General features: G+C 37.7%; 14 protein-coding genes and 2 tRNA genes. 4 read left to right on the forward strand and 12 right to left on the reverse strand.

Annotated features, from left to right (window positions below; all coding sequences use genetic code 11):
* Positions 1–241: 241 nt before the first annotated feature.
* On the reverse strand, positions 242–1,105 hold the full coding sequence (locus GUA46_RS15840; RefSeq protein WP_176621298.1) for a helix-turn-helix domain-containing protein: 864 nt from the start codon (positions 1,103–1,105) through the stop codon (positions 242–244).
* Positions 1,106–1,181: 76 nt separating this feature from the next.
* Complete coding sequence (locus GUA46_RS16860; RefSeq protein WP_176621299.1) at positions 1,182–1,901, reverse strand: putative quinol monooxygenase; 720 nt, start codon at positions 1,899–1,901, stop codon at positions 1,182–1,184.
* 244 nt (positions 1,902–2,145) lie between these two features.
* Between GUA46_RS16860 and GUA46_RS15850 the strand changes: the two genes are divergently transcribed.
* Together GUA46_RS15850 and GUA46_RS15855 are read left to right on the forward strand one after the other, a co-directional pair.
* The gene (locus GUA46_RS15850; protein ID WP_176621300.1) at positions 2,146–2,730 is read left to right on the forward strand and encodes a Crp/Fnr family transcriptional regulator; all 585 of its coding nucleotides are present in this window, start codon (positions 2,146–2,148) and stop codon (positions 2,728–2,730) included.
* A 175-nt stretch (positions 2,731–2,905) separates the two neighbouring features.
* On the forward strand, positions 2,906–3,586 hold the full coding sequence (locus tag GUA46_RS15855; RefSeq protein ID WP_176621301.1) for a type 1 glutamine amidotransferase domain-containing protein: 681 nt from the start codon (positions 2,906–2,908) through the stop codon (positions 3,584–3,586).
* Between the two features lie 399 nt (positions 3,587–3,985).
* Here the strand turns inward: GUA46_RS15855 and mobB are convergent, their stop codons facing one another.
* The 6 genes from mobB to GUA46_RS15885 all read right to left on the reverse strand — a co-directional run bounded on the left by mobB (position 3,986) and on the right by GUA46_RS15885 (position 9,652).
* A complete protein-coding gene (mobB, locus tag GUA46_RS15860; protein WP_176621302.1) occupies positions 3,986–5,008 on the reverse strand; it encodes a MobB family relaxase in 1,023 nt (340 codons plus the stop codon).
* A 5-nt stretch (positions 5,009–5,013) separates the two neighbouring features.
* Positions 5,014–5,598 carry a BfmA/BtgA family mobilization protein gene (locus GUA46_RS15865; protein WP_176621303.1) on the reverse strand — a complete coding sequence of 195 codons (585 nt, stop codon included), beginning with the start codon at positions 5,596–5,598 and terminating at the stop codon, positions 5,014–5,016.
* Between the two features lie 262 nt (positions 5,599–5,860).
* Entirely contained in the window at positions 5,861–7,099 is a 1,239-nt protein-coding gene (locus GUA46_RS15870) for a site-specific integrase (protein ID WP_176621304.1), read from the reverse strand.
* 226 nt (positions 7,100–7,325) lie between these two features.
* A tRNA-Pro gene (locus GUA46_RS15875) sits at positions 7,326–7,400 on the reverse strand.
* A 19-nt stretch (positions 7,401–7,419) separates the two neighbouring features.
* A tRNA-Ser gene (locus GUA46_RS15880) sits at positions 7,420–7,503 on the reverse strand.
* A 112-nt stretch (positions 7,504–7,615) separates the two neighbouring features.
* Positions 7,616–9,652 carry an HD family phosphohydrolase gene (locus GUA46_RS15885; protein WP_176621305.1) on the reverse strand — a complete coding sequence of 679 codons (2,037 nt, stop codon included), beginning with the start codon at positions 9,650–9,652 and terminating at the stop codon, positions 7,616–7,618.
* Between the two features lie 161 nt (positions 9,653–9,813).
* Here GUA46_RS15885 and GUA46_RS15890 point away from each other — a divergent pair, with 161 nt between their 5' ends.
* Positions 9,814–9,963 (forward strand): hypothetical protein, encoded by a 150-nt coding sequence (locus GUA46_RS15890; protein WP_176621306.1) that lies wholly within the window; start codon positions 9,814–9,816, stop codon positions 9,961–9,963.
* An 8-nt stretch (positions 9,964–9,971) separates the two neighbouring features.
* On the opposite strand, the gene GUA46_RS15895 is transcribed toward GUA46_RS15890, so the two are convergent.
* From GUA46_RS15895 to GUA46_RS15910, 4 genes are read right to left on the reverse strand one after another with little or no spacing between them, the layout of a single operon-like run.
* Complete coding sequence (locus tag GUA46_RS15895; RefSeq protein WP_176621307.1) at positions 9,972–10,256, reverse strand: Rossmann-fold NAD(P)-binding domain-containing protein; 285 nt, start codon at positions 10,254–10,256, stop codon at positions 9,972–9,974.
* Positions 10,257–10,281: 25 nt separating this feature from the next.
* A complete protein-coding gene (locus tag GUA46_RS15900; protein WP_176621308.1) occupies positions 10,282–10,908 on the reverse strand; it encodes a class I SAM-dependent methyltransferase in 627 nt (208 codons plus the stop codon).
* Between the two features lie 13 nt (positions 10,909–10,921).
* Positions 10,922–11,164: a hypothetical protein gene (locus GUA46_RS15905; protein WP_176621309.1), complete on the reverse strand. Its 243-nt coding sequence runs from the start codon at positions 11,162–11,164 to the stop codon at positions 10,922–10,924.
* 12 nt (positions 11,165–11,176) lie between these two features.
* The gene (locus GUA46_RS15910; RefSeq protein ID WP_176621345.1) at positions 11,177–12,085 is read right to left on the reverse strand and encodes an NAD(P)/FAD-dependent oxidoreductase; all 909 of its coding nucleotides are present in this window, start codon (positions 12,083–12,085) and stop codon (positions 11,177–11,179) included.
* A gap of 130 nt (positions 12,086–12,215) precedes the next feature.
* On the opposite strand from GUA46_RS15910, the gene GUA46_RS15915 reads away from it, so the two are divergent.
* Complete coding sequence (locus GUA46_RS15915; protein ID WP_176621310.1) at positions 12,216–12,596, forward strand: Fur family transcriptional regulator; 381 nt, start codon at positions 12,216–12,218, stop codon at positions 12,594–12,596.
* Positions 12,597–12,670 lie beyond the last annotated feature (74 nt).

Here is a 12,670-nt window from a genome sequence, read left to right on the forward strand (position 1 = left end):
GGGTCATCAATGTTGACGGAATCGAAACTTCCCATGGCTATATTGACCTTGTTCCTCTCTTTTGTTCTTTCTGATTTATGACTATAATTTAATCAGAATCAAACTTAAGATGGCTATAATTCATTGTGGCAGGATTTCCTTGAACGGAAATCCTTAACTTCAAGCCAAGGTTTGATTTCGTTGTGGAATTTCACGCAGTGAACATTCCGCCCGAAATCATAGCCGAGAACGTTATGAGCAATTAATTTGACTCTAGTTTAGCAAAACCAACTGTCTTACGATAAATATCAGGCGATACTCCTACCTTCTTTTTAAAAAAACGACTGAAATAGAATTCATCGTCATAACCTAAAAAAGCAGCAATTTGTTTCACTGGTTTAGAAGTTAGATAAAGTTCTCGTTTCGCCTCAATAATGATCCTATTTGAAATTAAAGATGAAGTCGTTTGATTGAGATATTTCTTGACGATACCGGCTAAAGTTTTAGGACTTACACATAGTTCATCTGCGTATTCTTGGGGAGAATGGAGTTTGCAATAATTACTTTCAATTGCATCGACTAAATTTTGTAAAATTTCTGTTTTTGAATCTGACGATCTGGGAGTTAATTGTTGATCAAATTGTTTCTTTTGTCTGACCGCTTCAATTAAAAACACTTTTAAAAATGCCACAAGAACTTCATGCTGAGCGATTGAGTCTTTGTCCATCTCTTTCGAAATTTGATCAATCAAATTAAGAAATAGGCTTTGCTCGTTTACAGTAAAATAGGGTAATCCATGGAAATTATTAAAAAGGAATCCCTCGGTCTCTATTTCGTTTTGATGTCTATATGTACAAAAAAAATCGGGATGAAAATTCAATAAATAACCCTGACACTTTTCTTCAGAACGTATCATGAAAGGTTGATACGGAGCCAAACAAATCATTTGATTTCCTTGCAATTCAAAACTTTGAAAATCAACGCTTAGTTCGTAGCTAATTCCACATAACAAAACGATAGAATAATAATTTCTTCTTTGTAAATGATCAAACTGGCTTAGGTCGTTCAACTCTTCTAATCTAAACGCAAGTTCCCCGTTTTGTTTGTCTATAATTATTTGGGCCATACTAAATTTATTTTTTAGCTCATTCAAATTTAAAAAAAAAGGAATGCCAAAAGTACTCCTTTCTTAAATCAAATATTTATTTTGAAGCTAGAATGTTAATTTTTTGAATTGCTGAAGCATCAAAGCCTTCCAAAATTACAGGCGCATTCTCCATCAACGCTGCTGCTACTTTCCCTGTCAAATGAGCTTCTCTGCCAGCGTCATCTGCAAACGTATCGAAAATAGCATAGGTTTCTTCATTGATTTTAAAAGCATACCAAGATAAAGTTGCAGGCTCAGAACTTACCAATGACTTGCCCGCTTGTAAGAAATCCTCCACTGCAGATGTCTTTCCTTCTTTGGCTTTCATGATCACCAACAATCCGTTATTCTGATTACCCACTTTATGATTACTTGCTTGAACATCAACAGCCTTAATGTCTCTGCTAGGATCAAAACCTTCTAAAAGAACTCCAGCATTGGCCAATAAGGCTTTTGCCACTTCTCCTTTTAAGTGTGCCTGTCTGCCTTTTTCAGCTTCAAATGTGTCATAAATTCCGAAAGTTTGTTCATCTATTTGAAATGCAAACCAAGATTCAGTTTTTGGTTCTGCATTTACCAATGATAAACCACCTAGAAGAAACTCTTTCACTTCTTGCTCCTTACCTTCTTTCGCTTTCATGATTACTAATAATCCGATGTTTTCATTTTTTGTGTTGTCCATAATTTTACTTTTTTTAGATTGAGAAAATGCTTGAATTGTTATCCCTAGAATGAGAACTAGGCTACTTAATTTGATTAAACTTTTAAATTTCATTTTGACTTATTTTTGTTACACTACAAATGTAAAACTAAATAAGGGGTCTTGGAATGGAGATAAAAGACTTAAGCATGGACAATTTTCCAGTGACAATGAAGAATGTAAAAAAGCTCATAATCGAGTAGACGGCTCCGTTTGTAAGAAAATAATTAACTTTACCAACAAACCAATACTAAGCCGACAAATCCGCGTCTCTTACTCCGTCAAATGGCGATAAACGAGACCGTTGCGAGTAATTTAAATGAACATCGAAAATTCAATAATATTAGAAATTTTTAAAGGCATTTCTTTTTCAAAAAAAGAAATGAATCTTATTGAAAGTAAACTTAAAAAACTCAAGTTAAAAAAAGGGACTACACTATTAAAAGCAGATGATAAAGTGAACAGTCAATATTATGTTTACAATGGATGTTTAAGAACTTACTTTATTGACAAATCTGGTAAAGAACATACTTTGCAATTCGCCATTAATGATTGGTGGATAAGCGATTATACGGCTTTCTTCACAGCATCCAAAGCGATTATGTATATTGAAACTATTCAGGATGCAACTTTATATGAAATTTCCAAAAAAAGTATGGAAGATTTATTTGTAGAGATTCCACAATTAGAAACTTTTTTCAGAAAAAAAATGGAAAGAGCTTTTGCTAGCTTTCAAAAAAGAATATTAGCAAGTTTAGCCCAATCAGCTAAAGAAAGATACGTTTCTTTTATTAGCACTTACCCAAATATTGAACAGGCTGTAAAAAATTACCATATCGCTTCTTATCTAGGAATTACTACCGAAAGCTTAAGTAGAATTAGAAAAGAAATATCTCATAATTGATTTTATTACCATACATCAATTTTCAGTACTTAATTTGACAGTAATTTTGTTTCTAATCAAAAGAATAACAACAATTATAATCGCTTTAGCTTTATTTTCCTCTTGTGGTAAAAACACAAAAGAAACTAATTCTAATGAAAAATAATTAAGTATTAACACAAAAAAAAGCAAAAAAATGAAAAAAGTATTATTTGTATTAACTAATCATGAAGATTTAGGAGATACTGGATTGAAAACTGGTTTTTGGATTGAAGAATTTGCAGCACCTTATTACTTATTAAAAGATAAAGGAATTGAAATTACTTTGGCATCTCCAAAAGGAGGACAACCTCCAATTGACCCAAAAAGTAATGAACCAGATTTCCAAACTCCAGCAACCATAAGATTTAATGATGATAAAGAAACTCAAGAAATCTTATCTAAAACAATAAAATTGGAAACTGTAAATCAAGCAGATTATGACGCAGTATTTTATCCTGGTGGACACGGTGTTGTATGGGATTTAGCTGAAGATGAAAACTCAATTGCCTTAATAGAAGATTTTTATAACAACAATAAACCTGTTGCTGCTGTTTGTCACGCTCCTGCAATTTTTAAAAACACAAAAAATACGGATGGGACATCTTTGGTTAATGGGAAAAAAGTAACTGGATTTACAAACGGAGAAGAAGAAGCTGTTCAACTAACTTCTGTTGTTCCATTTTTGGTTGAAGAAATGTTAAAGAGTAATGGTGGAATTTACACTAAAAAAGCAGACTGGAGTCCTTATGCGGTCGAAGATGGTTTGTTAATAACCGGACAAAATCCTGCATCTTCAGAACCAGTTGCCGAACTATTACTAGAAAAGTTAAAGTAAAAACTACTCACTACAACGTGTATAATTAATAGCGACTTGGTTTTTTAATTTTTAGGATTTACTTTTAATGAAATTGTAAACGACTTTTCCTTCAGCAACCAATTGACCTTCCTGGAAAGCCTGCATACTTGTTACCATTGGTCTATTGCCCAAATGTACTAGATTATCTACAACTAATCAAAATGCTTTTGCACCTTGTAAATAATCAATTCTAAGATCAATAGTTGCTAATTTATCTTTGACCTCCTCCCCTTAAAACCGAACTGTTTAAAAGTAGAATAGTATCACCCCAAATCCCTTACCCAAACTTTTGCGCATGGATCCTATCGGGTTTTTGTAGTGTTCCGGTAGATAAGCGTAATGCAAAAACACGATAGGGCGCAACCTACTTGTTGGATTTCAATATCCCATATCCTCACCTGTGCTCCTGGCCTTATCGACACCCCTTCCAAGAGCTTTGATGATCTTGGCCGCCATCCGCACTTTATTGGTTGGGATACTGGGAGCTTTCACCCCCATGGTCTTAAGAAGCTTAAAGGCCACATCCTTTTCCTTGGTGGGCAGTCCCATGACCTTGGCAAAGAACTTCCCCGGTTCTTTGGCATGGGCCTTTCGCCCTACATAGGATTCCACATAGTTCCTCTTGAACCCTGTTGTCCTGTCAAAGGTCTTTTCTGCCGCTTGGTAAAAACTGTCCCTATCAAACCCTCTTTTGACCATCTTTCCGTTCAGTTCCACTTCGGATGCCTTGTGCTTGGCCATTGGGGAAAGCGTATAGGTGTTCGTTACGTCCCTTCTGCTGACTATGATATGGATATGGGTCTGTGGCCCCTCTTTTTGCATCCCTGCGGCCACCAATTGTCCATTCTGTTTGTGTGGGGCCAATCTTTCTTGCTCTACGATTCTTTTTTCAAGCTCTTTGACATTCCCAATGGATTCGCCCCGTACCACTTTCCGTACCTCGTTCCTGAGCCTTGCTATTTCTCCACGATACGGCGCATTCTCCTGAACCTGTTTGTCAAATCCCCGATAGGTGCGTTCATGCTCTATCTTGGCGTAATATTTCAGGTTCTCGGCCTTGACCTCTTGGTTGCGATGGAAACTCTTGGCATAGTCCTCCATGAGTTTCCTTGTGTATTCCCTTAGCATATTTGGGTCATTGCCGATGGCCTTCAGTTCCCTTTGGCTGGGACTGACCACTATGGAATAGAATTTTGGGTCTTTTTGTCTTAACTTGGCAGTATTGGCATCTATTTCATCGATGACCGTTTGAGGGCTTACACTGTCGTTCTCTTGGTCAAAGAACTCTTCCCTTTGCTCGGGCAATCTGTCCTCATTTTCCTTTTCCAGATAGTCCACATAGTTCCCTACACTGGAGTTATAGGTACTGCCCATTTTCTGTGCTGAGATGGTAAGGTACATATGCGTTATCTTAATTGATATTTCAGGCTTTCGAAATCTCCGATGCCCATATGGATTTTCAAATAGGGCTTTCCCATCATGCGTTCCACCTTCTCCACATTATCTAGGATTTCATTGCAACGCTTTTTATATTCATTGTATTCATGTAAAAGCCTATCATGTTCCACTTTCGGAACGGTATTTTTTGGCTCCAAAAAATCCATTCGCTCTTCCTGTATCTGGACAGGTTCACGTTTAGGTTTCCTCCCATCTTTTACATAGGCCTCGTAAAGTATCAGCATCATTTCATAGGTCGGCCGGATACTGGTCTTTTCTATGTTCTTGATAATGGCAATGAGCCTATCGATTTTTTTCATCACCTGACGCTCCAATTTTTCGATACTGTCAAGGATGATCTTTGTTCCTTCCCCAATAGGATCAAGGTTGTTCTCCTTGAAGTATTGTATCATTCCATCCAATACCTCACTATGCGATTTGCCGAACTTTTTGGAATAACTGCGAAAACGTATGGCCGTTTCTTTCTTTACTGTGATGTTGGAATAACCACTGGTTCCTTTCTTTGTTCTGCCATTTGTTGATTGCTTTTCCATAGGTGCGATTTTGTTTTTTCGTCAAATTGCGTCAATTTTTTCGTCAAAAATTTCCAGTGTTTATAGGGCTTCCCAAAGGGTTTACTGTAGATTTCGAAAAAGTCTACTGTAAGGCCTGATTATGTGCAGTATTTCAAGAAGTGTTCAACTAACTGGTTTTCAACAAGTTGAAAACCCGAAAACAACCGTGATGGCGCAATTTGCGCATCACCCTCTTGCTATTCCTTCGTCCCGCAAGCGGGACCGAATGAATACTACCTAATCATCCTTCGGCTGCTTTTTTGATCTGCATATGTTCTATAAGGTTTTGCATGTCCTCCCCTATCTTATGTTCCAGTACCCTTGCATAGATCTGGGTAGTGGACAGTTTGGTATGGCCTAAAAGTTTTGAGACTGTTTCTATTGGGACTCCATTCGAAAGGGTTACCGTTGTTGCAAAAGTGTGCCTTGCTGTGTGGAATGTGACCCTTTTTCGGATTCCACAGGCTTTACTGATTTCCTTTAGATAGAAGTTTACCTTCTGGTTACTGAAAACGGGTAAAAGGATATTGTTGATTTTCCTTTCAGAAGATCCTTCATATTTCTTGATGATATCCCTTGCCTGAGGCAGCAATGGTATTTTGAGTCTTTCATCGGTCTTCGTCCTTGTGGTAAACAACCAATCATTGCCGTCTATACCTTTGATAAGATTGTCGGGACTAAGTGTTTTTACATCAATATAGGATAGGCCTGTATAACAGGAGAACAGGAATACATCCTTCGTCTTTTCTACGCCTTGTTTTGTAAAACTGGTTTCTTCTATGAGTCCAAGTTCCCTTTTCGTCAAATGTTCTCTTTGTGCTTTGACAAAGTGCAGTTTATAGTTCTCAAAGGGATCCTTTGAAAGCCATTCCATCCTTACCGCTAATCTTGACATTTTCTTAAGCCGTTCCATGTGCTTCATGGCCCCGTTATTGGTACACTTGGTTCGTGTAGATGGCCTGTACTTTCTTAGATACTGTTCAAAGTCGGACATAAAACGGTAATTCAATTTTTTGAGCTTTATGTCCTCTACCCCATATTCCTCTTTTAAAAAGAGGTTTATGCACCGTTCGGTAATATGGTAGTTCTTTCTGGTTCCGGGGCGCAATGAAGTATGCATGGTTCCATTATGGTAGGCAATTAATTGTTTCAATGTTTTGCCTCCCTCATCTTCCCCAAAGAATCTTGCTTTTATAGCCAATGGAGTAATTACCTTATCTTCTGCCATCAATAGCCTATGGGCCTCATGTAAGCCTGTATATATTTGGTCAAGATACTTGTTAAGGGAAATGACATAACTGGAAAATCCCTTGCCCCTTTTACGGCTATTGTCCCATAAATTGGTTTTGATTTCCCGATTTATGCTAAAATCGGTGCGCTCACCGTCAATGGTGATCCTACAATAGACAATCCGGTTCTCGGATTGCACCTTGTGCTTTCTTGTAAAGAAATTGATTGTTAAACGATTGTTTTTCTGCATGTTGTAACCTTTTAGAGTGTGAATACTGTGAAAGTCAAAACACAAGAAAAATGGTTCTAAAAGTCATTTAAAGGTACAACAAGAAGTGTAAGTGTTTGCTCCCGATGGGAACACGCTTGATATGATTTTAGATGGTTTTAAATGAATTCAAACGATATGTCTAAAAACACAAAACACTGAAAATCATAAGATTAACAGTGTTTTGATTTTACTTAAATAAGTTAAGTCGGGGTGGCAGGATTCGAACCTGCGACCTCCTGCTCCCAAAGCAGGCGCGATAACCGGGCTACGCTACACCCCGATCTATTAAAATAGAAAAGCGGAGAGACTGGGACTCGAACCCAGGCAGCACTTACGCGCTGACAGATTAGCAATCTGCTCCGTTACCACTCCGGCACCTCTCCTATTATGTTCTATGAACGTGCACTCTGAAAATGCGGATGCAAATGTACCTTTTCAGATGTAAGATCGCAACTATTTTTTCACTTTTTTAATGGAACTTTTGTAATGCACCTGCTATTCAGGATATTCCACGCGCAAATGATAAATATTTGTAAGCTTTTGCTTGAGTACTTTCTTCACCATTTCAATCTCTTTTAACGTAATATTCGCGTTCAAGTATTGATTGGCCTGCATTTGACCTTTCACGATTTTCTCCACAAACTCATCAATGATAGTAAATGTAGGATTCTTCAAACTTTTTGATGCTGCCTCAACGGCATCGGACATCATTAATATTGCTGTTTCCTTCGAAAAAGGTATGGGACCCGGATACTCAAAATCACTCCTATCTACATCTTGTTCCAACTCTTGCTGTTTTTTGTAGAAATAGTAGACTAATGTTGTTCCATGGTGGGTTCTGATAAAATCTATCACTCTGTCGGGAAGCTTATTTTTTCTGGCAATCTCTATTCCATTGATCACGTGGTCAATAATGATCTTGGCACTTTCCTTTGGAGGAAGGTCATCATGTGGATTAACATTGGTGATTTGATTCTCCGTAAAGTAAGTAGGTCGTTCCATTTTACCAATATCATGATAAAGCGCACCTACCCTTACCAGCATTGCATTTGCCCCAATTTCGTTGGCAGCTGCCTCCGCTAGGTTGGCAACTTGCAAGGAATGATGAAAGGTTCCGGGTGCCTTGTCCGAAAGTTCTTTGAGCAATTTGGAGTTTGTATCGGAAAGTTCCAACAAGGACACATCGGATACAAGTCCAAAAATTTTTTCGAACATGTATATCAATGGTTGTGCAAAAAGCGTCAGCAACCCATTTAGAACAAACACACCGAATAATATCCATTCAATGTTGTCCATATTACCTTCATGTATCGCATGGAAAGCGAAATAGCCAACAATATATATCAACGTTATCTGACCTACCGAGATAAACAGGTTCGCCCTCTTATAAAGCTCAGAGGCCGTTAATATGGTAACTATACCCGTAATTATCTGCAAAAAGATATACTCAAAACTATTGGGTACTATAAAACCAAGGATAAGTACTGTTAATACGTGTACAAAAAGTCCCAATCTAGCATCAAAAAAGTTTTTTAAGATCAATGGTAGAATGCACAACGGAACCATATAAATAAAATCCTCATAATGCTTTACCATCAAGGTTGTGGCGACAACCATCAATAAGATGTTGAAGAAAATGAATGTTACCTTGTTATTGTTCTGAAAGATCTCGTTCCTGTATCGTTTCAAAAACAAAAACAACATAATGAGCACCAAAGCCACCAAAATGGTATACCCCAATAAAATGAAATAGTAATTGCTGCCCATCCACAGATCGGATTCATATTCATCCTTAAGGGAGTTAAGGATTTTAAAGTCATCATTCTCTACAATCTCACCTTTGGAAATAATCAATTGACCCTGATCAACCTCTCCCCGTGTGTAGGATATTTTAGAAAGTTCTTCATTTAAGGCACTTTCCGTAAGTGTGTCATCGTAAAAAAGATTGGCCTTGAGACTACTTTTTAGTAAAGACTGTACACGTTCTGCCCCGTCTATCCCCACATCCGAAAAAAGCTCGGTTACCTTCTTTTTGGCCTGTTCAAGGCTCAAGTAATCACTTGGAGAAATGGGCTGTGCTTCATTATTCTTGACCACAACCGTGGATTTTGATTGCGGCAGGTTTTGAAAAATTCCACGGAGGTACACTTCATCAATAACTTCTTCAGAAGCGTTCCTCAAGGATTGTCTTTCCGAAGAGGTGTAGTTTCCCGATTGAAGAAGTGCATTTAATCCTTCCCGTACTTCTTGCTTTACATCAGAAATCAAGGACGCATTGTAGGTATAATAATCTGTTTTGTTGGCTCTAATGGAAGACTGCTCCTCCTGTATTTCCTTTTGGGTCTTTTGTATGGAAAAATCTATTGGGGCATAGAGGTTTTCATATTGCCAAGGTTTCCCTTTTTGAAACTCATACTTAAACTTGCCTCCTTTTGGAAAGAAAAAAACAATGAGTGCTACCGATACTACATAAAGGAAATACTTGTAGACCAGTGACTGGTGTTTATATACATTATCCAAAGTTTTTCCCATTCCATAAAACTGTTAGCTTCAAAAATAGAAAATTAATGTATAAGAACATTTTTTTGTAATGCTTACATGCCTATTGTACAGATCTAGACTAGGGTTGGTTCCATGAGTTTTCTGAAAGTTTTTGTTTTTCTACCCAATAACCGCTCCAAGTCACCTGATTGATGTTCGAATTCACCTCCTTCGATAGCCAATACCCAACCTTTTATAAATTCGGCCACGTGACGGGCAACGCTTTTGGCAACCATCCCATCAATATATTTCTGGGCATAAATAGTGGTAAATGGAACTTGTTGTCCATTGATTTCCGATAGGATTTTTGCTATGTCGGAAAACGAAATGGCATGAAATCACCTAATGAATAGGTTTTATTTTCATGTCTAGGTGTCGAAAGTATTTCGGCGTGGGCTTCTGTCAATTCATCCCTTGTCGCTGGTACCATATTTCCACTGTTTGCCGGAAGGTTTATTCCAGTTTCAAAAGGATTGGGACCATAGTAAAACGATAAAAGATCAGTAAAAGGCTGATGGTACAAGATAGTATAGTCGAGCCCTGAGGATTTTAGCACTTGTTCCGTAAAAAGATCGGATTCCGTGACTTCGGCCATAATCCGTCCCGAATCTTTTTTGCGTTCACTTTTTGCAGATAATATACCAATACCGTTGTGAGGGGTGGTCTCCCAAATTCCTTATGGGTTCCCTGATTTCCTTGGCCTCTACCAGGCCATAATTGCCAAAATCCAATCGAATTGATTCTGAATCATAAAAAAATAGGGTAACACCATAATCCTTTTTGAATGTGTCTTTGCCTATTTCTACCCCTTCACCATATCTAAAATCCTTTTTCGAGATGGATACAAAAACCATATAGCCCCCAGGCCTCAGTTGTTTATAGCAATCCTTTATCAACTTGGTTCGTTCTTTGGGGATCAATAAATGAATCAAAGAATAGCTGAATATTCCATCATACACTTCTTGATCAAACGGCATTGAACTGGTAGGTCCATGATGGATTTTTATATGTTCTCCCAAATGCTCGTTTGCCATTGCAATTGCTGTTTCGGAAATCTCAATTCCAATTACCTCGAATCCATTGTCAATAAAAACCTTGGCATTTCTTCCGTAACCAAACCCCGGTACCAAGATTTTATTCAAACCGTTTTTCTTAAATAATTCCAACGTTTCAATAGCTGAATCCGCAGGTTTCCATCCCCACATTTCTTGCTTGTCCCGAAAGCTTGATTCCCAAAATTCTGTCATAGTTACCCTTAGATTATTTGCAAATTTTGTCTTCCAAAACTTCACATTTAAAACCTGATTCCTTTACGATTGCTATAATTTCATCGGAATTGACTACATCTTCCATTCTTAAAATTGTATGTCCACAAGGAAATGCTACCTCTGTCTCATTAAAGTCAAAGTTGACTTTTAAATCAGTATTTTCTAATAGGATTCTACTTGAAACCCTATCTGCCTGAGTTTTGTTTGGAATATCAGTTATAAATACCTCGATCATTGGGTCATTGGATTAAAATTGTTCACTTGTTAGCTCCCTATTCACTACTGCTCCAGTTACATTACCACTATAAACGGCATTGGCAATGGAACGCATCATATTTGAATTATCACCGCAGGCATAGATACTTGGTATGGTCGTTTTTTGGAAATCATCAACTTTTATATAGCCTTGTTCGGTAAGTTCACAACCAAGGGAAACCGGCATATCTGAATGTTGTTTAAAAGGAACTGCAGCATATGCAGCATCAAAAGATATTTTAGTGGTGTCGTCAAAAACTATATTTCGTAGGTGTCCATTTTTGTGTTCAAATTCGGAAATTTTCGTTTCTATGATTTTTATACCGTGCGTGTTTAGTTTATCAAGTTGTTCTGAATTAAAGTCAGCCCCTTCCGTGGTCAAAATCGTAATGTTGTCTGTTAGATTTTTGACCAATGAAGCAAGGTGGAATGCTTTTGCCCCGTTTGCAATAATGGCCGTGTTTTGGTTGCGGTATTCATAACCATGGCAATAAGGGCAATGGATAATAGAAATACCCCAACATGCTGCAAATCCTGGTATGTCCGGTATCATGTCTTTTATCCCTGTTGCAAAAATCAATTTTTTGGCATTGAATTTATCTCCTGCGTTTGTTGTGATTTCAAAGCCATCTTCACTTTTCCTCCCACTACTGGCAATCCCATTATAAAATTTAACTGTACCATATTTTTCAACTTGATGCTTGGCAAGCATTGAAATCTCTTTTGGTGTTTTTCCGTCCTGTGTTAAAAAGTTGTGTGAATGTGGTGTGCGTTCATTGCAAGGCATACCGCTGTCAATTAGTAGAACATGGCGCAAGGAACGTCCCAAAGCCATTGCAGCTGAAAGACCTGCATAGCTCCCACCAACTATAATTGTATCAAAATTGTTCGTATTCGTCATCTTAATTTTATTTAGTGAGCCTAATGGATTTACTTCCCATCCATCAAACATTATTGCAACATAGTCGCAATATTAATTTTTCAAATGTAGTATTGTTTTTGTAATATTGCAACATAGTCGCAATAAAAATATGAAGCGTAGAAATACACACTCAACAGCGGAGATTTTTGAAGTTCTCAAATCGTCGGGAAATGCACTGAGCCACGATATGATACAGGAAAATATTGGTTCCGATATAGACAGGGCCACCATTTACAGAGTACTAAATAGGTTCTGTGAGGATGGAAAAGTGCACAAGATCATTGGGGATGATGGAAAACAATATTTTGCAATTTGCCACAATTGTGGAGAGAAAAAGAAAGTACACTCCCATAATCATATTCACTTCAGATGTTTGCAATGCGGTAAGGTCGAGTGTTTGGAAAGGGATTTGGCCGTCCCGCTACCTGAAGGCTATGTTGCCAAAGTTCATAATCTTGTGATTTCCGGTTTTTGTAACAACTGTTCTTAAAAGCACCTTCTTTTTAGTATGGCATTCTGCTATTCTTCCCTGCATCAATCTCTTAGAACCTAGTAAATGGCGTT

It is taken from the genome of Flagellimonas chongwuensis, from assembly GCF_013376415.1.
Taxonomy (GTDB): Bacteria; Bacteroidota; Bacteroidia; order Flavobacteriales; family Flavobacteriaceae; genus Flagellimonas; species Flagellimonas chongwuensis.

Bases quoted from the DNA above. Each gene is read 5' to 3' on its own strand.
- GUA46_RS15840 (WP_176621298.1), bottom strand. From the start codon at position 1,105: ATGGCCCAAATAATTATAGACAAACAAAACGGGGAACTTGCGTTTAGA.
- GUA46_RS16860 (WP_176621299.1), bottom strand. From the start codon at position 1,901: ATGAAATTTAAAAGTTTAATCAAATTAAGTAGCCTAGTTCTCATTCTA.
- GUA46_RS15850 (WP_176621300.1), top strand. From the start codon at position 2,146: ATGAACATCGAAAATTCAATAATATTAGAAATTTTTAAAGGCATTTCT.
- GUA46_RS15855 (WP_176621301.1), top strand. From the start codon at position 2,906: ATGAAAAAAGTATTATTTGTATTAACTAATCATGAAGATTTAGGAGAT.
- mobB (WP_176621302.1), bottom strand. From the start codon at position 5,008: ATGTACCTTACCATCTCAGCACAGAAAATGGGCAGTACCTATAACTCC.
- GUA46_RS15865 (WP_176621303.1), bottom strand. From the start codon at position 5,598: ATGGAAAAGCAATCAACAAATGGCAGAACAAAGAAAGGAACCAGTGGT.
- GUA46_RS15870 (WP_176621304.1), bottom strand. From the start codon at position 7,099: ATGCAGAAAAACAATCGTTTAACAATCAATTTCTTTACAAGAAAGCAC.
- GUA46_RS15885 (WP_176621305.1), bottom strand. From the start codon at position 9,652: ATGGGAAAAACTTTGGATAATGTATATAAACACCAGTCACTGGTCTAC.
- GUA46_RS15890 (WP_176621306.1), top strand. From the start codon at position 9,814: ATGTTCGAATTCACCTCCTTCGATAGCCAATACCCAACCTTTTATAAA.
- GUA46_RS15895 (WP_176621307.1), bottom strand. From the start codon at position 10,256: ATGGCCGAAGTCACGGAATCCGATCTTTTTACGGAACAAGTGCTAAAA.
- GUA46_RS15900 (WP_176621308.1), bottom strand. From the start codon at position 10,908: ATGACAGAATTTTGGGAATCAAGCTTTCGGGACAAGCAAGAAATGTGG.
- GUA46_RS15905 (WP_176621309.1), bottom strand. From the start codon at position 11,164: ATGATCGAGGTATTTATAACTGATATTCCAAACAAAACTCAGGCAGAT.
- GUA46_RS15910 (WP_176621345.1), bottom strand. From the start codon at position 12,085: ATGACGAATACGAACAATTTTGATACAATTATAGTTGGTGGGAGCTAT.
- GUA46_RS15915 (WP_176621310.1), top strand. From the start codon at position 12,216: ATGAAGCGTAGAAATACACACTCAACAGCGGAGATTTTTGAAGTTCTC.